Origin of the sequence: Pseudomonas azerbaijanorientalis (assembly GCF_019139795.1) — a bacterium.
GTDB lineage: Bacteria > Pseudomonadota > Gammaproteobacteria > Pseudomonadales > Pseudomonadaceae > Aquipseudomonas > Aquipseudomonas laurylsulfatiphila.
In genome coordinates this window covers 286233-307543 of record NZ_CP077078.1, presented here as the reverse complement: position 1 = coordinate 307543, position 21311 = coordinate 286233, and the positions used below count along the sequence as shown (strand labels likewise).

The window sequence follows — 21311 nt, the reverse complement described above, 5'->3', positions numbered from 1 at the left end:
AACGCATCAATGAAAAACGCCGCGATCAAATGTTCGCGGCGTCGGACTTCATACGAATGACGTTGGCGGCGCTGGCAGAGCCATCGAGCCAAAAGGACAAGTCTGAGTATTGCTTGAACAGATCCGGAGGCAGGATGGTGCGCCGGGCCTGTACGGCAACCTTGGGCCTGACCTTGTGCAGGCCGGTTACCCCGAGGGCTTGGTCGAATTCCGGGGCGTCGTACGCCAGGTGCTCGAAGTCGTGCTCGAACCAGGGCTCGTCGATAAAGTCGTAGACCAGCCGCAACACCCGCTCCGGTGCCTGGGTCAGCAAGTCATAGTCGATGATCAGCAAGGAATCGGCGTGCTCGCCGTAATAGGCTTCCTTGAGCGCCGCCCAGGCAAAACCCACCAGGCGATTGCGCTGGGCCAGGGTTTCGCAACGGCTGTAGACGGTGTTGCGCTCGACGGCATCGCCGAAGAGCTTGGTGTTTTCATAGGGATTGGCGCGGTAAAGACGCTCGATGCTGTCCATGATCCAGGCGACGTTGCGCACACAGGCAATCACCTTGGCCTTGGGAAACAGATCGTTGATGGCCGGCAGCTTGGCGCTCCAAAGGCGATTGGTGTCGAACACCACCGATTTGTCGGCCTTGTCGGCGTAGAAGGAATCAAACAGACCACGCAACAGGCGTCGGCGCATGTCGGTATCGATCACCGCGCCGAACTCGCTGCCAGCGCTGCACTGGTCCAGAACACCGGAAAACAGGGAACCCACGGGGCTGGTCATTCCGGCATGGAAACGCGGGTTCTGCAAAAGGATTGCAGAAAGCAGGGTCGAGCCCGAGCGCGGCAAACCGGAAATGAAATGAAAGTGGTGCAAGTCCCTTCACCGTTTTTGCTAGTCCTTTTGTAGGACAAAGCGTAGTCGATCGATGAAGTTTCGACTAGTGGTGCTTTGATATCAATTTGAAGCTAAACCGGCTTGAAACCGAGCTTTGCGCAAACAGTGAAGGACTTTACCGATGACAGCCTTGGGGGAGTGCGTCCATCGGGCAAACACAGCCTCGCCACGACACCCACAATCTACGACTACGCTGTGGCGTGGCGTGACCGAGCCACGTAAGGAAAAGGAGTCGACACCCCCAGTGTCTGGCAGCCGCGTGGCGCGCCAACCACCAACCTGAAGGATGAGGATTCATGGAAGTATTTATCGGCACTATCCAGCCTTTCGCCTTTGATTTCGCCCCCCAGAACTGGGCCCTTTGCAATGGCCAGACGTTGAGCATTGCGCAATGGAGTGCATTGTTCTCGCTGATTGGCGTGAACTACGGCGGCGACGGCCAGAGCACCTTCATGCTACCCAACCTGCAAGGCCGATTACCGATGGCCCAGGGCACCGGCACCAATCTCAGCACGCGCACCATTGGCGAGATTTCCGGTACCGAAAACGTCACCGCGACCATCGGCAACATGCCCAACCACACCCACCAGTTGTCCGGACTGACTGCCACCACGACCCTGCAACTGGCCAACCCCTCGAGCAATCCCGTGAACGTGCCAACGGCAACCAACTCGTTCATCGGCGCTTCAAGTGGCGGACCGGGTACGGCGAATATCTATTCGGATCAACAAGGGGCAACGGCGGTGACGCTTCAGGGCGTGAGCACCTCCGTCACCGGAGAGATTGCCTCCACTGGCGGGACCCAGCCCATGAGCGTGATGAACCCGTTCCTGGTCATCAACTTCAGCATCGCTCTGCAAGGGTATTTTCCATCGCGTGGCTGAGGGTTCGCCGGGGGCCGCGCGCCCCCGGCACTGTTCACTTTTCGGAGCCTGATCATGTTGCAAGCGGTTCAAAGCCATCATTTCCAGACCCTGCTGGGTCAGACCGTCGCCCTACGCCTGCCCGACGGCAGCGAATTGTCGGTGCAGATCGAACACCTTGAGGACTCACCCCGCGCCCGCATGCGCATCAGTGAGCGCATGCCATTCAGTGTCGAGCTCAACAGTCTGGTCCCGACCGATTTTGTGGACGGGTTATGCACGCTGCAATTGCCGGAACTGGGCAAAGTGGAAAACATTTTCGTTTCCCGAGTGCCGTCTATGGGGCGTGATCCGCAGCGAGGCTACTTCTACATCGCCTTCAACTGACCTTTTTCTGGCTCGCAGTGCCTTCAGCCTTGCGGATACCACACCAGTCGTTTTGCCGCGACGTTGTATTCCTGCACTGCAAAGCCCAGGGCCAGGTAATGCCCAAGTGCATGAGGATTGCTGGCCCAGACCACCGTCGCCACCGGGCAACGAATCTGTTGGGCGGCTTTCTGCACTCCCTGCAGCACCGCCCGCCCATACCCCTGCCCTCGCGCCGCCGGGATAAAGGCCAGATACAGCACACGAATCTCGTTCGGCCCGAAATCAGTGCTCAACGCGCCGATCGCAGTGCCAAGCTTCTCAACCACGTAATGCATGGCGTTGGGGTAGTTTTCACCCAGGCCTTGCTCCTGCACCTGGAACTGCTGGGCCACAACCTGCTCGACCACCTCCACGCTGTCGTCGATCCATTGCAGGTCCGGTCGGGCCGATTGATACAGGCGCTGCAAAAAAGGCCCGTCACTGGCTAGCGAAGGCCGTACCACCAAACCTTCGGCTGCCACAGCACTGTTGTTCGCCATCGTCGCGCTCCTTAAAAACCGCTTTCCCTGACCCCCAGCGCCGCCATACGCCGCCAGGCGACCCCCATTATCGACTCGCCGCTGCCCTGCAACACTACCACGCCACGCAATGGCTGCACCGGCGTCGGCGCCGGTTCGAGGGGTATCAACCGCGCACCGTACTGCGCCTGTACCGGCTCGGCCCGTTGATACTGATCGCGGCGCACGGCAATCGGCCCGTGGTGATCGGAAGTCAGCGCCTCTTGATCGACAAACGCCGCACCATTGGTATCGATTTCGCTCAGTTGCACAGCAATCGCCGGGTGCATCGGATCGTCCGCGATAAACCGTCCGGTGGCACCCGGTGCCACGCGCCAGAGCTCTGCCTCGGCCAGATAGCCGCGCAAGCGCACACCGCGCTCGACAACCCGGGCCAGCGGCTCCCGGGTCGACAGCCAGCGCCCCACCGCCCATTGCGGCAGCAGATCGCGCACAGTGCCGGCATGGGGCGCGCGCAATAGCAATCGCTCACGCTGAGCCGCCAGCCCCCGGTACTCCGCGACCGCTTCGGCCAGGCGTTGCTCGACGATCCCGGCATCGGAAGCCGTTTCGCTGCGGCTGGCCTGACGACGCATCTGCAACTGCTGAATCTCGATCTCCCGGCGCGCGATGGTCTGGCGCGAATCGAGATCCGGGGACTCCAGCTCGATCAGGACATCACCCTGCGCCACCGACTGCCCGTCCTGCACATTCACCGCTTTGATCCGTGCCGCCACTGGCGCATGCAAGGTGCCGACCCGGCCCGCTTCGAGCATGACCGGCACCTCGACCGCACTGCGCCACGGCACGATGAGCAGCAGCAACAGCCCGAGCAACGCCAGGCTGCTGAGCAGCACCCGCGGCCCATGCGCCTGCTCGCGGCGGCCCCACCACTGGCGCCATTCACTCATGATGGGCAGAAAGATGAACCACACCAGTTCCACCAGCATCAGGAAGATCCCCAACACCTTGAAGAACAGGTGGTAGACCGCCAGAGCGATCCCGAAAAACAATGCCGCGCGCCATAACCACGAGCCATACCCCCAGATCAGCAAACGCCGTTGCATTGTCGGCGACCAAGGCTCAGGCGCCGTGGCACCGTAGCCGAACAAAAACTCGCGCAGGCGCCAGCGACACAAGGCAAATGCCCGGCCTTGCAGGTTATCGACCTGCCAGAAATCGCTGAGCAAAAAATATCCGTCAAAGCGCATGAACGGGTTGAGGTTGACCACCAACGTCGTGATCCACGTAGCACTGGCGAGCATGAACGCCGCGGTGCGAGCCGGCCCGTCGGGCAGCAACGACCACGCCAGCAAGGCCATGCACGCCAACAGCAACTCGGCCAGCACACCGCCCGCGCCAATCAGCAACCGGGCCTTGCGATCATTGACCCGCCAGGCATCGCTGACATCGGTATAGAACATCGGCAGCAGCACCATGAACGCCACGCCCATGCTCTGTACCCGGCACCCGGCACGCTTGGCCATGAACGCGTGACCGAACTCGTGGCAGAGCTTGGCAAAGAACAGGGCCACGCCAAACGCCAATGCGCCGCCAAGGCTGAACAAATGCGGAAAAGTCGCGATAAACCGCTGCCAGTCCCGCGACACCAGAAACACCCCCAACCCAAGCACAGCGGGCAAGCCGTAGCGCAGCGCCCGCGGGCCAAAGCGCTCCAGCCATGGCCAGGCACGGTTGAGAAAACGCTCGGGACGCCACAGCGGAATACGAAAAAACAGGTATTGATGCAGCAGCTGCTGCCACAGGCTCTGGCGCAGGGCAGCCGCTTTAAGGCTGTAACTGGCCCGTTGTTGGGGATCGAGGGCGGTAATCAGGTCGTGACCGCGCAAGAACACCAGCAACTGCTCAAGATCTGCAGCGTCCAGTGCCAGTCCCGGCTCACGATTGGCCGCTTGCAGGACTTGCTCGGGTTCACCCAACGACCAGTGACGCAACAATCGCATGGCCGTGGTACCGAGCTTGAAGTAACGCCCCCGCACCGGGTCGGCCAGCGTCCAGCAGGGCGCGCCGTCCAGCGCCGGCGCTGCCGGGGACAATTGCAGGTCGGCACGCAGGCCGGGCAGGCTCATTTACAGGCCCACGCTCTGACGCAAACCGGCCAGCGGTCGACGCAGCAGGTACAACGCCAGCGGCGCCCGGTCACCGAAGATTTTCGCCGTGCCGCGCATACCGATGCGCGGGGGTACCGCGTCGAAAATCGCATCCAGGCGATAAGCCAATTGCCCACCCGCCGTGGGCTGCGCTTCATAGGCCGAACGTTCGAGTCTGGCCAGATGCCGTTGCAGCGGGTCACTGTCGAGGAACAAGGCGACCTCAGCGCCGGGCTCCAGGGAAATCGCATCGCCCACGGCCAGTTCGATACGCAATTGCGCCTGAGCCGGATCGGCAATTTCCATCAACCGCTCGCCCGTCTGCACGGGCTTGCCGGTCCAGCGCTCGGCATCGGCAAATACCGCGATGCCATCGCGCTCGGCGCGCACTTCGCTGCGCTTGAGCAGTTCACGGGCGTAGTCACGCTCGGCGCGTTTCTGTTCGACCCGGGCGGCCAGCAAATCCAGCTTCGAGCTGGACTCGGCATCGGCGAACGAGCGCTGGGAGTTGGCCTTCAGTTCCGCCTCGGCAACCCCGAGGGCGCGTTCGGCGACATCGGCCTGAGCCTTGAGCGTGGTGCTTTCGAAGCGCAGCAGCAGGTCACCGGCCTTCACTGTCTGGTTGGGTTTGACCAGGAATTCGGCAATCACACCGTCCAGCGGCGCCGCCACCACACGACCACCGAGCGGCACCACTTCGGCTGGCGCCAAAACGGATTGGCGCACCGGGATCAACAGCCCGAGCAATAGCATTGCCACCAGCAAACCCTGGCGTTTGCGCGTCCAGCGCAGGCGCCACGGTTTGCGCGGTTGCAACGCCTGCCAGGCGTGACTGTAGGTATCGCCCAATTGCGACAGCAGCACTTGCTCGGCAGGGTTCCACGGAACATCCCGGGCCAGCCACAACCCGCCGAACACTTCGCCCTGGCGATCGATCAGCGGCAGCCAGAACACCTGCGCAGCCGACAGGCTTTGCCATTGCGCCTGCAGTGATTCGCTGAGGACATCGGCGGCAATGACCCGTGCCTGCTGCAACTGCTCGCCTCTGAACAACTGCGCCACCGCCTGCTCGACGAACGCTACAAACGGCGAATTCGGCTCCACCGCGCTGACACCGGTCACGGCCTGCACCTTCCCGGCGATCAACAGTGCCGCATGGCGAAAGCCAAACAGTGCCTGGCCATCATTGACCAGGCTGTAGGCCAATTGGGCGGGAGTCTGGGCTGCACGGGTCTGGCGTTCAAGATCAAGAAAACGTGCGAACACCTGCTCGGCACCGCCGCTCAACGGCGCGTTCACTTGAACTCCGCGAAATGCGCCGTGCCGCTCATGCCCGCCAGCAACCCGCTGGCGTCAGGCACGCTGGCCACCAGCAGCAAGGTCTGACTGCCTTCATCGATTCGCGCGCCCAGGCGCTTGACCGTCGCGTCCAACGACTTGCCGGTTTCATCGGGAACAAAACTGAAAGTCTGGCCGGGCTTGAGTCGGGCCATCCAACGCGAGGGCACCAGCAGATGGATTTCCAGGGTGCGATTATCGACTACGTCCAGCAATGGCGCGCCGGCTGGAACGCTTTCATAGCGCTGTACCTTGCGCTCGACGACCTGGCCATCGAACGGCGCCAGCACACTGCAACGCTTGACCTGCACTTGATACACCTGGGACTGTGCCTGGGTTTCGCTGACCTTGGCCTCGGCACGTGCCACTTCGAAACGCCCGACCGAATTCAGCGCGGCCAGTTGCCGGTTGTGCGCCAGTTCTTCACCTGCGCCACGACTGGCCGCTTGAGCGGCATTGAGCTGCGCCTGATAGGCCGAGCAATCGAACCGCGCCAGGGTATCGCCCTTCTTGAACGATTCCCCCTCACTGAACGGTAATTCGACAATCCGCCCGGGGACCTCACTGGCCAGTACGGCCTGGTCCCTGGCGCGCAATACACCACGGGCCTCGGCACTGGTTGCAGCACTGGCGCCTGCATCCATTTGCGCAAGCGGGTCGTCGGCCCCGGGCGTTTGCGCCTGGACAACGCTCGCAACGAGGACCCATCCCAACCCCAACACACAGAAAATCCGCATGACCGCACTCCCTTTCGGATCAACGGAGTCTACGACAGCGGTGACTAGCGTCAAGCAGATGGCCATCATTGCCTGTGTATTAACGCTGCGCCGTCTCGGCTAACGGATACACCGACTCCCAACCACCACCCAACGCCTTGTACAACCCGACGGCCGCCAGCGACACGCCGGTCGAACTCTCGACCCACTGCTCCTGCGTGGCCAGCAGCGCCCCTTGCACGGTGAGTACGGTGACGAAATCCACCACACCCTCAACGTACTGCTGTTGCGCGGTGTCCAACGCAATGCGGTTCTGACGCACGGCTTCGGCCAGGCTGTCGCGGCGTAACTGGCTGGCGTTGTAGGCGGTCAGTTGGTCGTCGATTTCATGCCAGGCGCGCAACACGGTTTGCTGATAGGCAATGGCCACTTCCTGTTGTTGTGCTTCGCGCAATTGGAGCACGCCACGCAAACGGCCACCGTCGAACAACGGCAAGCTCAATTGCGGACCGATCCCGAACGAACGCGAACCCCAGGACCCGAAGTTGCTCAGCTGCATGGCCTGGGAGCCAATGTTCCCCGACAGGGTGATTCGCGGATAGAAATCCCCCTTGGCCACGCCAATGCTGGCCGTGGCGGCATGCAGCCTCGCTTCGGCCTGGCGAATGTCCGGTCGACGTTCAGCCAGTTGCGAGGGCAAGCCAATGGCGACCTGGCGCGGTGTTTGTGGCACTGGCGCGTCTGTGGATAACTGCGCCGCCAATGCCTGGGGCGCTTCGCCCATCAACAGGCTCAAGGCATTGATCAGTTGCCACTGGCGCTGCTCCAGCGCGGGCAGACGCGATTCGATGGCAGCCACCTGTGCGGCGGCTTCGGCGACATCCAGATCCGTCGCGACGCCGTCGGCCAGGCGCAGTTGCGAAAGCTGCAGGCTATGGCGGGCGACGTCGAGGTTCTGTTCGGTGACGAGCCGGGTGTTCTGCACACCGCGCAATTGAATGTAGTCCTGGGCGGTTTCGGCCAGCACCGACAACAGCACACCGCGCCGGTCGTTCTCGGCGACTTCCAAAGTGGCGTCGGCCGCTTCGGTTTCCCGACGCACGCGGCCCCAGAAGTCCAGCTCCCAGGAAGCGGAAAAACCGGCATTCCACAGGCTGAAGGCGGATTGGCCGTTGTGACCCGACGGATCGCTCAGACCTTCACCACTGTTGCGATTGCGCCCGTAACTGCCACTGACGGACGTGTTGGGGTAGCGGTTGGCAGTGATGACCTGGCGCACCGCACGACTTTGCTGCAAACGGCTGCCGGCCAGCTTCAGGTCGAGGTTGTCGGTCAGGGCGCGCTGGCTCAAGGCCGAGAGTTGCGGGTCATGGAACACCTCCCACCAGCGCTCGGCCATTGTTTCGGCGATGGCCTGGCTGGTGGCTGCCTTTGATGGTTTTGCCCATTCGGTGATTTGTGTGGCTTCGGGCTTTTTGAAATCGGGGCCGACGGTGCAGGCGCTGAGGCTCATGACGAGCAAGGCACTGAAAGTGAGTGGCCGCCAAAGGCCTCTTCGCGGGCAAGCCCGCTCCCACAGTTGACCGCATTCCCCTGTGGGAGCGGGCTTGCCCGCGAAGGCGCCAGGTCGCTCAACGAAAATCTTCATCGCTGAACAACCTCTTCCGCCTTGGCGGTGGCCGTATCAATACTCGCCTCCACCGACATCCCCACCCGCAAGCGCTCGGCCAGCGACTGCCCCGGCTCCAGCACGATCTTCACCGGTATCCGCTGCACCACCTTGGTGAAGTTGCCGGTGGCGTTGTCCGGTTTGATCGCAGCGAACGTCACCCCGGTAGCCGGTGCGATGCTTTCGACACGACCGTTGAGTGCCGCACCGCCCAGGCTGTCGACACGTACTTGCACCGCCTGCCCCGGCTGCACATCCGTCAGTTGCGTTTCCTGGAAATTGGCCATCACATAAGCCTGCGCCAGCGGCACCACGGCGAGGATCTTGCTGCCCGGCGTCACGTAGGCGCCGACCCGCACCGCGCGTTCTCCGACCATCCCGTCCTGTGGCGCCACGATCCGCGTATAGGACAACTCATAGCTGGCCATTTCCAGCTTCGCTTGCGCCCGCTTCAGACCGCCTTCCGCCGCATCGCGCTGGGCCGTCAGGATCTCCACCTGCTTGCGCTCCGCCGCCAGCACTGCCGTGGCGTTAGCCAGACGTGCGCCAGCCTGGTCGATGCGCGTTTGCGCCTGTTGCGCATTTTGCACCGTGCCGGCGCCCACCCCGGCGAGGTGCTTGTAGCGGTTCAATTCATGCTCGGCAAAGGCCATTTCCGCCTTGGCCGAAACCACCGAAGATTGCGCCTGGGCAATCACCGATGCCTGGCGCTCCAAGTCGCCCGGGCGTTTTGCAGTTGCGCCCTGGCCACCAGCGTTTCGGCGTCGGCGGCCTGGGCGGCGGCGCGCAAATCCCGGTCATCGATCAGCGCCAGCAATTGCCCCGCCTTGACCTGCTGGTTGTCCTCGACCAGCACTTCCTTGATAAACCCGGCGACCCGCGGCACGACCAGGGTGAAATCCGCCGAGACGTAAGCATCGTTGGTGTTCTGCCGGGTACGCTTGCCGAACAGGCCGGGCATTGCCAGGTACAGCGCCCCACCGACGGCCAATGCGACGGCCACGGCCACCGCGAATTTCTGCTTTGCTTGGGTGTTCATAAAAACCTTCTGTTTCAGTGGAGCATTCAGGTCGGTGTGCGCAGCGGATAGATCCGCGTCGGCAGCCAGAAAATCAGCAGGATCAAGGTCACGGCGATACCGGCCATGCACAGGTAAAGATCGGAGGACGTGAGCACCAGCGCTTGTTCATGCAGACGATGAGCGAGACTTGCGCTGTCGCGTTCGGCCAGCGGCGAGTTGCCGAGGCGATCGACCAGCATGGTCGAGTGAAAATGCAGACGGGCCGTGGTCAGCGCTTCGATCACCCCGGTAGCGATGACCGCCGACAGGCCTTTGACGGTGTTGAACCAGGCCGATGCGAACGGCCCTTGCATCGGGTTGATGCTGCCGGTGGACAACATCAGCAGCGGCAATACCGCCATGGGCTGACCGAAAATCTGCAGCCATTGCAGCACATAGAAATCGTCGCGAATCCACGCGGACGTCAGTTGCGAGCCGCCGACGCACGACAACGCCAGCATGCCCAGGCCGATGCCCAACACCCAGCGGCAATCGACCCAGCGAAAGTTGCACAGCGCCGCCACCAACGGCAGCGCGATCAATTGCGGCAGCGCCGCCAGCAGCATGATCGGTGCGGTCTGCACCGGGCGGTAACCCTGGACCTGCGCCAGGTAGCTGGACGGAATGATGATCACCGCCTGCAACACCACCAGCACGCCCGCCAGGGTCAACAGGGCGAAGGACAGGTTACGGATGCCGAGCATCTGCATCTTGAAAAACGGTATCGGCTGCGACCACTCGCCGGTCAAGAACAGCACCAGCAGCAACAACCCGCCACCGAGCAATCCGCAGATCAGGTTCGACTCGAACCAGTCCAGACGGTTGCCCTGCAGGATGCCGATCACCAGCATGCAGATGGCGGGAAAGCCCAGCAGCAATCCACGCCAGTTGAAGGATTTGAAGCGTTCCAGGCGCAGCGGGTCCTGGGGCAGGCCATACGCTACCGCTGCCATGGCAATCAGGCACGGCGCGATGATTTGCCAGAAGGTCCATTGCCAGCCGACGTATTCGGTCCACAGCCCGGCCAATGGCGTACCCAGGCCCGGGCCGAACGTCGCCGTCAGGGCATAACCGGCCAGGCCATACAGCTTCACATTGGCGGGCAGAAACCGCAGGGCCACGGTCATCAACATGGGGGGCAGTGCACCGCCCGCCAGGCCTTGCAAGGTGCGCAGCAACAGCAGGCTTTCGTAATTCGGGGCGAAGGGGCACAACACACCCAACAGGGTGAACAGACTGATGGCGCACAAGGTGAAACGCCGCAACGAGAACGTCACAGCACACCACGGCGCAAACGCCATGGCCGCCACCGACGTCGCGGTATAACAGGCGACCAGCCAGGTGCCTTCGTCGTAGCCGATGGCCAATGCGCCACGGATGTCGGCGAGCGCGACCTTGGTCACCATCTCGTTCAGGCCCGACACCAGCACCGCCAGCAGCACGCCCACCAGGCCGATGATGATCCGCGGGCCGAAGACCGGCGGTGCGGCCGCCGTGCTGGCCGCAGCGACAGGTGCCGTGACCGTAAGGGAAGTCATGTATTGCGAACTCCGGCGTGGAAAGACCGAAGCATTCTAAAAAGCGTAATGCCTGACGAAAATCAACTTATTGGCAGGTTATAAGTGCGCCAGACGCAACGATACAAAACCCCTTGTGGGAGCGGGCTTGCTCGCGAAGGCGTTGGGTCAGCCAGTATCAATGTTGAATGATGAACCGCCTTCGCGAGCAAGCCCGCTCCCACAGGGGTTCAGCGGTGACTTTCAGGTTGAGCAGCCAGCCACGTTTCATCGCAGCAGGTTTTCAGGGTTTCACGCAGCCAGCGGTGCGCCGGGTCCTTGTCGAAGCGCGGGTGCCAGGCCTGGGTCAGCATCAGGGTCGGCAACGGAATCGGCAGGTTGAACGAGCGCAGTTTCAACCCCAGCCGCCGCACACTCAGCAAGGCTTCCTTGGGCACCGGCAGGATCAGGTCGGAATCGGGCAAGGCAAACATCGCCGCATGAAAGCTTGGCGCAATCACCGCCACCCGCCGCTCCAGGCCCAGGGCATTGAGCGCGGTATCGATCGGCCCCCGGGCAATGCCGCGCCGGGACATGCTGATATGGGAATAACCGGCATAGCGCTCAGCCGTGATCTCTTCGTCCAGCAGCGGATGATCCTCGCGCACCAGGCCGACGAAGTGGGTGGAAAACAGGTTCTGAACCTTCACTTCCGGGGTTAACGGCCGCGTGTTGCTGACGCTCAGATCGATCCGCCCTTCGCGCAATGCCTCATCATCGCCATCGCCTTCCGGGACGAACCGCAATTCGCAGTGCGGCGCTTGCCGGTCGAGGGTGTCGAACAACCTGCCGCCGTAAACACCGACAAAGAAGTCGTTGGCCCGAATACTGAACCGCCGCCGCAGTGAACTCAGTTCCACCGCATCGGCCGACCGAAACAGCAACCCGGCCTGCTCCACCACGCTGCGCACTTGCTCGCGCAATTCCAGCGCCTTGGGGGTCGGCACCAGGCCACGGCCGGCGCGCACCAGGATCGGGTCGCCAATGGCTTCGCGGATGCGCGTCAACGTCCGGCTCATGGCCGCCGGGCTCAGGCTCATCCGCCGCGCCGCGCCCACCACACTGCCCTCGTCGAGCAAGGCGTCGAGGGCGACCAACAGGTTCATGTCCGGGAGTTGCATGCAAGGCACTCATGGCCGATCAGGATTGATCCAGGTGCAATGCTAGCAGATCAAAAGATCAGCGCTGCATCCCCCAGCGCTTGACCGTCACCCGCTCCAACGAATCAAACACCAGGTTCTCCACCAGCAACCCAATCAGAATCACCACCGCCAGGCCGGCAAACACCTTGTCGGTGTACAGCTCATTGCGATTCTGAAAGATGTACCAGCCCAACCCACCCTTGCCGCTGGTCGCGCCAAACACCAACTCGGCAGCAATCAATGTCCGCCAGGCAAAAGCCCAGCCGATTTTCAACCCGGCGAGGATCGACGGCAGCGCCGCCGGGATCAGGATGAACAGCACAAAACGCATACCCTTGAGGCCATAGTTGCGCCCGGCCATGCGCAGTGTTTCCGAGACGCCGAGAAACCCGGCGTAAGTGTTCAGCGCCAAGGCCCAAAGCACCGAGTGCACCAGCACGAAAATCAGGCTGTTCTGCCCCAGGCCGAACCACAACAGCGCCAGCGGCAATAGAGCGATAGCGGGCAACGGGTTGAACATCGAAGTCAGGGTACTGAGCAAGTCGCGACCGAATTGCGTCGACACCGCCAGCGTCGTCAGGCCAAACGCCAGGACGATGCCGATCAGGTAACCCTTGAGCAACACCACCAAAGAGATCCACACCTTGCCCAGCAACTCGCCACTGAGCAGGCCGTCGTACAGCGCGTGAGCGGTCTGCAAGAAGCTTGGCAGCAGCAGATCGTTGTTCTGATAGCGCGCAACGGCTTCCCAGAGCACGGCGAGCAACACCAGGATCAGGCTTTTACGCAACCAGCCCTGTTGCCACAGGCGTTGTCCAAGGGGTAGTTCACGCTCCAGCGGCACGCTGGTCAGTGGCTGCAAAACCGTTTCGAACGCTTCACGCGGGGATGATAAATGGCTCATCGGGCCCTCCTATCAACTGGCTCAATACGCGATGCGGATGTCAGCGAAATCCAGCTCGTGCTCGGCTTGCGGTGATTGACCTTCGTCGAACAACAGCCGGTGAATGCGCCGCGCCGATTCCTGAAATGCCACACCGCCCAGGCTGTGCAAATCGTATTGGTGGCTGTGCACTTCCGCCCGCACCCGCCCCGGATGCGGTGACAGCAACAGAATGCGGTTACCCACCACCAGCGCCTCTTCGATGGAGTGCGTGACGAACAGTAGCGTGAAGCGCACCTCTTCCCAGAGCAGCAACAGTTCTTCCTGCATCTTGCGTCGGGTCAGCGCATCGAGGGCGGCGAAGGGCTCGTCCATCAGGAGGATTTTCGGCTGCATCGCCAGCGCCCGAGCGATGGCAACCCGAGCCTTCATGCCACCGGACAAGGTGTGCGGATAGGCATCGGCAAACGCCGCCAGACCAACCTTCTCCAGGTAGTGCAACGCCCGCTCTTCAGCCTCTTTGTGCCTGAGGGTTTTCGAGGCCAGCAGCGGAAACATCACGTTCTGTTTGACGGTTTTCCACGGTGGCAGTTGATCGAACTCCTGGAACACCACGATCCGGTCCGGCCCCGGCGCATCGACGCGCTGGCCTTGCAGACGGATCTCACCTTCCACTGGCTGGATGAAGCCGGCGGCGGCTTTGAGCAAGGTCGACTTGCCGCAACCGGAAGGCCCGAGCAGGACAAATCGGTCTGCCGGATCGATCTCGAAGCTGACTTGATGGGTCGCCCGCACCACCCGCTGCGGCGTGCGGTATTCGAGGCTGACGTTATCGACCGACAGCAGCGCCTGGGCTGCCGCGATCGGTTTGCTGACCGTGTGGTCTTGCAAAGGGGCGTTCATTTCGGTCAGCTCCCTTGCAGCGGCTTGGCGTCCTGGAAGAAATAATCCTTCCACGAGTCCGGTTTGTTTTTGATTGCGCCGACACGGTAGAGGAACTCGGCCAACGGGTAAGTGTTTTTCGGCGTGACGCTGAACTCGAACTGCGGGTTATCGATGATTTTCAGCAACGCGGCGCGGTCGATTTTGGCCTTGGTCACGCGGATGTAAGTGTCCGCCGCTGCACCTTTATCGTTCTGCGCAAACTGTGCGGCTTCGGTCAGCGCTTCGATGAAGGCTTTATAGGTTTTCGGGTTCTCGTTGCGGAATTTCTCGGTAGCGAACAGCACGGTCGGCGAGTTCGGGCCGAGCAGGTCATAGGTGTTCAACACCACGTGTACATTGGGATTTTCCAGCGCCTGATCCTGGAATGGCGGGTTGGAAAAGTGCCCGGTCAACTCGGTGCCACCGGCTACCAGCGCCGCTGTCGCGTCGGGGTGCGGAACAGCGATGGTGTACTTGTCGAGGCGGTTGAATTCCTTGTCGCCCCACTGCCTGGCGGCCGCGTATTGGAGGAAGCGCGACTGCACCGACACGCCCACCGCCGGCACCGCGATACGGTCCTTCTCGGTGAAGTCGGCGATGGTTTTGACCTTGGGATTGTTGCTCACCAGGTAATACGGAAAGTTACCGAGGGAAGCCACGGCCTTGACGTTCTGCTTGCCATGGGTGCGGTCCCAGATGGTCAACAGCGGGCCGACACCGGCACCGGCAATGTCGATCGAGCCGGACAGCAACGCATCGTTGACCGCCGCGCCGCCCGAGAGCTGGGTCCAGTCGACCTTGATGTCGATACCTTCCTGCTTGCCGTACTTCTCGATCAGGTTTTGATCGCGCACCACGTTGAGTAGCAGGTAGACGATGCCGAACTGTTCGGCGATGCGGATTTCACCTTCGGCGTGGGCCACGGTCGGCGCCACCAGGCTGCCGGCGATCAGGCTGAAACCCAGGCCGATGGCGGCGGCCAGGGGTGCAAAGGGCAGACGTTTGGACATGATCAAATCTCCGGCAATTCAGAAAGGCGCGTCGCCCTGGATGGTGGTGCGATACAGCTTGCGGCGCAGATGGCTGGGGCAGCCGGCGGCGAGGTGGATCAGCGAACGGTTGTCCCAGAACACCAGGTCATGGGGCTGCCATTGATGGCGGTAGATGTTTTGCGGCAACACGCTGTGGGCGTAGAGCTCGGCCAACAGTTGCTGGCTCTCGTCCTCCGGCAGGCCAACGATGCGGGTGGTGAACCCCTCGCTGACGAACAAGGCCTTGCGGCCGTTTTCCGGGTGTGTCCGCACGACCGGGTGGACGACTTCGGCGACCTGGGCCAGTTGCTCCGGGGTCAGGGTCGGGCGCCAGTTGCCTTCGAATTTGGTTTCGCTGTAACGCGCCGTGTAGGAGTGTGCGGCCGAGCGGCCTTCCACCGCTTTGCGCAGCGCCTCGGGCAGGTTGTCCCAGGCCTTGTGCATGTCGGCGAACAAGGTGTCGCCGCCCTCCGAGGGCAGCTCCTGGGCATGCAGCATCGAGCCCAGGCTCGGCAGTTGTTTGTAGGAGAGGTCGGAATGCCAGAACTTGCCGGCGTCGCCCAGGCCGATGTTCTGGCCATTTTCGACGATGTTGGAAACGATGAGGATTTCCGGATGCCCTGCCAGCAGGAACTGCTTGAGCACGTGAATCTGCAACAGGCCAAAACGACGACTGAAGTCGATGTGCTGTTGCGGGGTGATGCGCTGGTCGCGGAACACCACCACATGATGGTCCAGATGCGCGCGGTGAATGCGGGCGAAGTCCTGATCATTGATCGGGCGGGACAAATCGAGGCCGAGGATTTCGGCGCCCACCGCTCCGCTGAACGGGCGGATTTCAAAGAATTGTGGCGCGATGCTTGGCGAAGCTGAAGCTGCAGACATAAATCACTCCCACGCACGGCACGCTCAAGGGCGCGCGCGTCGATCAGAAACTCACGGAGGTCCCGTGTTGGTTCGTGTCGTGCGGCGCGCCGATTGATCGGCAGGTACGCAGGGGATTGACTTTATAGGTATAAGAATTGAAATTTAAATACCGTTAATGAATAACGATATGGCGATTGCTAAGAGACTTTGTGGATTGCGGGGTGACGTTTTTTGTCACTTACTGACGAGAATATTGTGCTTCCACTGACGCCATCGCGAGCAGGCTCGCTCCCACAGGGGTTCTCCGCTGGGCACAAAATTGTGATCCAACAAAAAATCCATGTGAGAGCGAGCCTGCTCGCGATGGGGTCATCAGCCTCAATGACGAATTACCGCTCGTGCAGCGCCTCGGCCCGCGCGCGGATGATCGGCTTGAGCAGGTAGCTGAGGACGGTCTTCTTGCCGGTGATGATGTCCACGGAAGCGACCATCCCCGGAATGATCAACAAGGGTTTTTCGTCGGTGCCCAAGTGGCTGCGGTCGGTGCGCAGCTTGATGATGTAGTAGGTGGTTTTCTTGTCTTCGTCGGTAATGGTGTCGGCACCGATCTGTTCCAGCTTGGCCTTCATCCCACCGTAGATGGTGTAGTCATAGGCGGTGAATTTCACCGTCGCTTCCTGCCCCGGATGCAGGAACGCAATGTCCTGCGGGCGGATCTTCGCCTCGACCAGCAAGGTGTCGTCCAGCGGTACGATTTCCACCAGGTCGCTACCTGGCTGGATAACCCCGCCAATGGTATTGACCAGCAGCTTGTTGACGATACCCCGCACTGGCGAGGTGACCAGCGTCCGGCTGACCCGGTCTTCCAGGGCCTTGCCGGTGGCTTGGGCCTTGTTCAGATCGGTGCGTGCTTCATTGAGTTGGGTCAGGGCTTCGCTACGGAACTTGCCGCGAGTTTCGTCAATTTTGCGCTGCACTTCCTTGATCGCCGACTCGGCTCGCGGAATAGCCAGGGTGGTGGCGTCGAGCTGGCCACGGGTCTCCGCTTCGGCACGCCTGAGGCGCAGGACTTCCACCGGCGATACCGCGCCCTGGGCCACCAACGGCTCGGACATGCTGATTTCCTGACGCTGGAAGCCCAATTGCTGGCGGTACTGCGCCTGCTTGGAGGTGAACTCGCGCAGCTCTTGCTGGCGCTGGATCAACTGTTCCTGCAAGCCGCCAATCTCGTCATGCAACTGCTGGCGGCGGCTGATATAGAGCGACTCTTCGCTCTTGGCCTGACCTGGCACAGCCTTGAGAACATCCTCGGGGAAGTTCAGCGGACGATCCTCGACCTCGGCACTCAAGCGCTCGACCCGCAGCACCATCGACAACCGATCGGCCTCGGTTTCTCCGACGTTCGAGGCAAATCGCGTGTCGTCCAGGCGAAGCAGCGGCGCACCGGCGTCGACGATCTGGCCTTCCTTGACGAACAGCTCGGAAACGATACCGCCCTCAAGGTTCTGGATTTTCTGGATCTTCGACGATGGAATCGCCTTGCCATCGCCCTTGGTCACTTCGTCGATGACCGCGAAGTTGGCCCAGAACATCAGGAAGACGAAGAACGCGATGATCGCCCAGATCGTCAGCCGCACCACACGCGGCGCATCTTCGATCAACGCCTTGTTGACCTCCGGCAGCGGCTGGCCCTGGAGCGAAGAAGAGCCCTTGAAGTAGCGAAGGATCGAACCCTTACCCGACTTAAGCAACACTGATCTGCCCCTTCTTCAACGCTTCCATCACCGCGGCTTTCGGGCCGTCGGCGAGTATCTGCCCGCGGTCGATCACGATCAGCCGATCCACCAGCGACAACAGCGATGCCCGGTGTGTCACCAGCACCACGGTCTTGTTTTCGATCACGGCTGCCAGGCGCTGCTTGAGGCGCTCTTCACCGGTGTTATCCATGGCACTGGTCGGTTCATCGAGCAGCAGGATCGGCGGATTGAGCAGTAGCGCACGGGCCAGGGCCACGTTCTGCCGCTGGCCGCCGGAGAGGTTCTGCCCGCGCTCGCCCACTTGCAGCTCATAACCCTGCGGATGCAGGCGCGCATATTCGTGGACACCGGCCAGCTCCGCCGCTTGCAGCACCAGTTCATCCTCGACATACCGCGCACCGGAGACCAGGTTGTCGCGCAAGGTGCCGGCGAGCAACTGAATGTCCTGGGGCACGTAGCCGATGTTGTAGCGCAGCTCGCTGACGTCGATCTGGCGGATATCCACACCATCGACCAACAGCGAGCCATCATCGGGCTGATAGAGCCCTACCAGCAGTTTCGCCAGCGAGCTCTTGCCCGAGCCACTTCGGCCAATGATGCCGATTTTCTCACCGGGCTGAATCGACAGATTGATGTTCTTCAGCGCCAGGTTCTGCTGTTGGGGGTACGTGAAATTGAGCTGGCGGCATTCAATGGCGCCCTGCAATACCTTGCGGCTGAGCGGGCGCTCTTCGAAATTGCGCTCCTGGGGCAGTTCCATCATTTGGTCGACGGACGTCATGGTCACCCGTGCCTGCTGATAGCGGGTCAGCAACCCGGAAAGCGACGCCAGCGGGCTGAGCGCACGACCACTGAGCATGTAGCAGGCAATCAGGCCGCCCATGCTCAGGTGACCGTCGATGATCTGGTACACACCGAAGACAATCATGATCACCCCGGCCAGTTGCTGGATCAGCAAGGTGATGTTCATCGCCAGGCCGGACAGCATCTTCACCCGCAACTCAAGGCGACTGAGGGTGCCGATGGTCTGTTCCCACTGATACTGGCGTTCGCTTTCGGCGTTGTTGACCTTCACCGCATCCAGCCCGGCCAGGGTTTCGATCAGGCTCGACTGACGCTCGGCCCCCAGCGCCATGGTCCGCTCCATGGTCGCTACCAGGGGCTTCTGCAACGCATAGCCGATGGCCAGGGCGATCGGGAATGCCAACACCGGTATCCACACCAGATGGCCGCCGAGGATCGCGATAACCATGAAAATCAGGAGGGTGAACGGGAGGTCGATCAGGCTGGTGAGGGTCAGCGAGGCGAGGAAATCGCGCAGACTCTGAAACTCATGGATGTTCTGGGCAAAACTGCCAACCCGTGCCGGCCGGTATTTCATGGTCATGCCGACGATGCGCTCGAACAGCGTGGCCGAGATGATCAGGTCGGTTTTCTTGCCGGCCAGATCCAGGCACAGGCTGCGCAGGCTTTTGAGGATCAGGTCGAAGAGGTAGGCGCCAGAGATGCCGACGGCCAGCACCCATAGCGTCGCTTCGGCCTGGTTCGGCACGACACGGTCGTAGACGTTCATCACGAACAACGGCGCGGCCATGGCAATGATGTTGATCAGAAAACTGGCGGCAATGGCGTCGGCGTACAACCAGCGCGAACGCTTGAGGGTGTCGCGGAACCACGAGCGCGCACGGGGAATCAGCGTGCCGTGATTGACGTCGAATTTGTGCTGCGGCTGGGCAAAAAAGACTTTGCCAGTGTAATCGTCGGCCAGCAGCTCGCGGCTGACCAGGGACTCACCGCCATCGCTTTCGCTGAGCAGCACCCGCGCCTGATCTTCGCCTTGCCAGCCAAGCAGGACGGCACTGCGACCGTCCTTGAGCAGCAACAATGCCGGCATGGCAATCGCCGGAATGTCATCCAGCTTGCGCTGCAGCACCCGACCCTGCAGCCCCGCGCGAGCCGCCGCGCGTGGCAGCAGCTCGACACTCAAACGCTGCTCGGGCAGTGGCAAGCCGGTGGTGAGCATGGCCGCGCTGGCCGGTTTCTGGTGCAGCATGCAAAGAGCGAGCAGACCATCCAGCAACGGATCGTCATGCAACGCGCGCGGATCATGAATGAGTTGAACCCGACTGACTTCTGATTCCACGCTCGGCACTCTTGGCTAACAATTGAACAATGAAGGTCCTGCTCAATTCATACCGGGCAATTGGACCTTCGGCTTCACGTCGTTCTGCACAACGGATGCCAATGGTGCGACCACTCCCTGGCTCTTGAGCAACTCGCCCATGGTCGCCTTGATTCGGTACTGAGTAAATAACTGAATGTTCTTGATCTCCACCAGACGGTGAGAAGAGGTGAACAACTCGTTCTCGCTATCGAGCAAATCGAGCAGAGTGCGCTCGCCGAGGCTGAACTGACGCTGGTAAGCGGTACGCACGGCGGTGCTGTGATCAACGTACTGCTGGGCGATCGGCACCTGGGCATTGGCGTTGTTCAGGGCGTTCCAGGCCAGGCCTAGCTCTTCATTCAATTGGCGCAGGGCGTTGTTGCGGATGTCCAGCGCCTGGTTCGACAGGTAGGACTTTGATTCCAGGTCGGCCTTGTTGCTGCCGCCGGCATACAGGTTGAAGCGCATGCGCAGCATGGCCTGCCATTCGTTGTTGTGGCCATTCTGACCATCGATATCGTTGTCTGCGGTGCGACCCAACTCAGCATCGAAGCGTGGGTAGAAGGTCGACTTGGCCGTGTCGTACTGCTTTTCGGCAGCGGCGATGTCGGATTCGGCCGAGCGCAGGATCGGGCTGTTTTCCAGCATCTGCGCGCGGGCTTCATTCAGGTTGGCCGGCATCAGCGCCAGGAAACTCGCCGGGCGCTCCAGTTGATCGGGCATCTGGCCGACAGCGGAGAGGTAGTTGGTCTCGGCATCAGCCAGGTTGGTCTGCTCGGTGATCAGGTTGTTGCGCGCCTGGGCCATCCGCGCCTCGGCCTGATCGAGGTCGGCGCCGCTGCCGACGCCACGCTGGGTGCGCAGCTGGATCTGGTCGTAAATGCGTTGGTGGCTCTTGAGGTTGTCTTCGGCCAGGCGCACGAATTCGCGCCGGGTCAGCACGTCGAGATAGACCTGGGCCACGGTCAGCCCGGTACGCTCGGAAGTACTCAGCAGCGAATAGGCACGGGAGTTGACGGTGGCTTGTTGACGCCCTACTTCGCTGGTCGTCGCAAAACCGTCAAAAACCATCTGGGTCAGTCGCAAGCTCGATTCACTGCGGTTCAGGGTTTCCCAGTGATTGTTGCTGCCGTCTCGCGTCGTCACACTATCGGTGCCTTCACGACCATAACCACCCAGCAGGTCGACCCGTGGCAAGTATCCGCCTTTCGCAGCCTTCAACTGATAATCAGCCGCCAACCGGCTGTTGACGCCTGCCTGGACCTCCGGATGGACATCCAGCGCTTGTTGCATGGCTTCTGGTAAGGATTGCGCCTGGACGAAAGACGCGGCGAGGGCGAAAGGTAGAGCCATGAACAAAGGCGAACGCATTGTAGGAATTTCCCAGGACTTCTTGTCTTGAATCACGACTGAAAAACGCG

17 protein-coding genes and 1 pseudogene are annotated in these 21311 nt (G+C 61.6%); 2 read left to right on the top strand and 16 right to left on the bottom strand.

Translation table 11 applies throughout. The features are described 5' to 3' along the window. Window positions 1-25 precede the first annotated feature (25 nt). Entirely contained in the window at window positions 26-862 is an 837-nt protein-coding gene (locus KSS91_RS01385; protein ID WP_217836830.1) for a sulfotransferase family protein, read from the bottom strand. 317 nt (window positions 863-1179) lie between these two features. Here KSS91_RS01385 and KSS91_RS01380 point away from each other — a divergent pair, with 317 nt between their 5' ends. Both KSS91_RS01380 and KSS91_RS01375 read left to right on the top strand, forming a co-directional pair. Next, complete coding sequence (locus KSS91_RS01380; protein ID WP_217836829.1) at window positions 1180-1767, top strand: phage tail protein; 588 nt, start codon at window positions 1180-1182, stop codon at window positions 1765-1767. A 54-nt stretch (window positions 1768-1821) separates the two neighbouring features. Then, window positions 1822-2133, top strand: coding sequence for a DUF6916 family protein (locus tag KSS91_RS01375; RefSeq protein ID WP_217836828.1), 312 nt, complete (start codon window positions 1822-1824; stop codon window positions 2131-2133). 23 nt (window positions 2134-2156) lie between these two features. Here the strand turns inward: KSS91_RS01375 and KSS91_RS01370 are convergent, their stop codons facing one another. The 15 genes and pseudogenes from KSS91_RS01370 to KSS91_RS01300 all read right to left on the bottom strand — a co-directional run bounded on the left by KSS91_RS01370 (window position 2157) and on the right by KSS91_RS01300 (window position 21261). Continuing rightward, window positions 2157-2654 carry a GNAT family N-acetyltransferase gene (locus KSS91_RS01370; protein WP_217836827.1) on the bottom strand — a complete coding sequence of 166 codons (498 nt, stop codon included), beginning with the start codon at window positions 2652-2654 and terminating at the stop codon, window positions 2157-2159. Between the two features lie 11 nt (window positions 2655-2665). After that, window positions 2666-4762, bottom strand: coding sequence for a site-2 protease family protein (locus KSS91_RS01365; RefSeq protein ID WP_217836826.1), 2097 nt, complete (start codon window positions 4760-4762; stop codon window positions 2666-2668). Next, entirely contained in the window at window positions 4763-6082 is a 1320-nt protein-coding gene (locus tag KSS91_RS01360; protein ID WP_217836825.1) for an efflux RND transporter periplasmic adaptor subunit, read from the bottom strand. It lies immediately after the preceding gene. Continuing rightward, on the bottom strand, window positions 6079-6858 hold the full coding sequence (locus KSS91_RS01355) for an efflux RND transporter periplasmic adaptor subunit (RefSeq protein ID WP_217836824.1): 780 nt from the start codon (window positions 6856-6858) through the stop codon (window positions 6079-6081). The genes KSS91_RS01360 and KSS91_RS01355 overlap by 4 nt, the downstream gene beginning before the upstream one ends. Window positions 6859-6937: 79 nt before the next feature. Beyond that, window positions 6938-8485, bottom strand: a complete 1548-nt coding sequence (locus tag KSS91_RS01350; protein WP_217836823.1) for an efflux transporter outer membrane subunit — start codon at window positions 8483-8485, stop codon at window positions 6938-6940. Next, window positions 8482-9545 (bottom strand): annotated as a pseudogene (locus KSS91_RS01345) (HlyD family secretion protein). Before KSS91_RS01345 ends, KSS91_RS01350 begins: the two are co-directional and overlap by 4 nt. A 26-nt stretch (window positions 9546-9571) precedes the next feature. After that, window positions 9572-11104: an MFS transporter gene (locus KSS91_RS01340; RefSeq protein WP_217836822.1), complete on the bottom strand. Its 1533-nt coding sequence runs from the start codon at window positions 11102-11104 to the stop codon at window positions 9572-9574. Between the two features lie 209 nt (window positions 11105-11313). Beyond that, the gene (locus tag KSS91_RS01335) at window positions 11314-12243 is read right to left on the bottom strand and encodes a LysR family transcriptional regulator (protein WP_217836821.1); all 930 of its coding nucleotides are present in this window, start codon (window positions 12241-12243) and stop codon (window positions 11314-11316) included. A gap of 58 nt (window positions 12244-12301) precedes the next feature. Further along, a complete protein-coding gene (locus KSS91_RS01330; RefSeq protein ID WP_007977620.1) occupies window positions 12302-13168 on the bottom strand; it encodes an ABC transporter permease in 867 nt (288 codons plus the stop codon). Window positions 13169-13189: 21 nt separating this feature from the next. Beyond that, entirely contained in the window at window positions 13190-14050 is an 861-nt protein-coding gene (locus KSS91_RS01325; RefSeq protein WP_217836820.1) for an ABC transporter ATP-binding protein, read from the bottom strand. Between the two features lie 5 nt (window positions 14051-14055). After that, on the bottom strand, window positions 14056-15081 hold the full coding sequence (locus KSS91_RS01320; RefSeq protein ID WP_015092949.1) for an ABC transporter substrate-binding protein: 1026 nt from the start codon (window positions 15079-15081) through the stop codon (window positions 14056-14058). 18 nt (window positions 15082-15099) lie between these two features. After that, the gene (locus KSS91_RS01315) at window positions 15100-15987 is read right to left on the bottom strand and encodes a TauD/TfdA dioxygenase family protein (protein WP_217836819.1); all 888 of its coding nucleotides are present in this window, start codon (window positions 15985-15987) and stop codon (window positions 15100-15102) included. A gap of 371 nt (window positions 15988-16358) precedes the next feature. Continuing rightward, window positions 16359-17723 (bottom strand): HlyD family type I secretion periplasmic adaptor subunit, encoded by a 1365-nt coding sequence (locus tag KSS91_RS01310; RefSeq protein WP_217836818.1) that lies wholly within the window; start codon window positions 17721-17723, stop codon window positions 16359-16361. Further along, the gene (locus tag KSS91_RS01305; RefSeq protein ID WP_217836817.1) at window positions 17713-19869 is read right to left on the bottom strand and encodes a type I secretion system permease/ATPase; all 2157 of its coding nucleotides are present in this window, start codon (window positions 19867-19869) and stop codon (window positions 17713-17715) included. Before KSS91_RS01305 ends, KSS91_RS01310 begins: the two co-directional genes overlap by 11 nt. Before the next feature lie 42 nt (window positions 19870-19911). Further along, window positions 19912-21261: a TolC family outer membrane protein gene (locus tag KSS91_RS01300; protein ID WP_217836816.1), complete on the bottom strand. Its 1350-nt coding sequence runs from the start codon at window positions 21259-21261 to the stop codon at window positions 19912-19914. Window positions 21262-21311 lie beyond the last annotated feature (50 nt).

Coding starts and splice junctions, on each gene's coding strand:
- KSS91_RS01380 (WP_217836829.1), top strand. CDS start 1,180: ATGGAAGTATTTATCGGCACTATCCAGCCTTTCGCCTTTGATTTCGCC.
- KSS91_RS01375 (WP_217836828.1), top strand. CDS start 1,822: ATGTTGCAAGCGGTTCAAAGCCATCATTTCCAGACCCTGCTGGGTCAG.
- KSS91_RS01370 (WP_217836827.1), bottom strand. CDS start 2,654: ATGGCGAACAACAGTGCTGTGGCAGCCGAAGGTTTGGTGGTACGGCCT.
- KSS91_RS01365 (WP_217836826.1), bottom strand. CDS start 4,762: ATGAGCCTGCCCGGCCTGCGTGCCGACCTGCAATTGTCCCCGGCAGCG.
- KSS91_RS01355 (WP_217836824.1), bottom strand. CDS start 6,858: ATGCGGATTTTCTGTGTGTTGGGGTTGGGATGGGTCCTCGTTGCGAGC.
- KSS91_RS01350 (WP_217836823.1), bottom strand. CDS start 8,485: ATGAAGATTTTCGTTGAGCGACCTGGCGCCTTCGCGGGCAAGCCCGCT.
- KSS91_RS01340 (WP_217836822.1), bottom strand. CDS start 11,104: ATGACTTCCCTTACGGTCACGGCACCTGTCGCTGCGGCCAGCACGGCG.
- KSS91_RS01335 (WP_217836821.1), bottom strand. CDS start 12,243: ATGCAACTCCCGGACATGAACCTGTTGGTCGCCCTCGACGCCTTGCTC.
- KSS91_RS01330 (WP_007977620.1), bottom strand. CDS start 13,168: ATGAGCCATTTATCATCCCCGCGTGAAGCGTTCGAAACGGTTTTGCAG.
- KSS91_RS01325 (WP_217836820.1), bottom strand. CDS start 14,050: ATGAACGCCCCTTTGCAAGACCACACGGTCAGCAAACCGATCGCGGCA.
- KSS91_RS01320 (WP_015092949.1), bottom strand. CDS start 15,081: ATGTCCAAACGTCTGCCCTTTGCACCCCTGGCCGCCGCCATCGGCCTG.
- KSS91_RS01315 (WP_217836819.1), bottom strand. CDS start 15,987: ATGTCTGCAGCTTCAGCTTCGCCAAGCATCGCGCCACAATTCTTTGAA.
- KSS91_RS01300 (WP_217836816.1), bottom strand. CDS start 21,261: ATGCGTTCGCCTTTGTTCATGGCTCTACCTTTCGCCCTCGCCGCGTCT.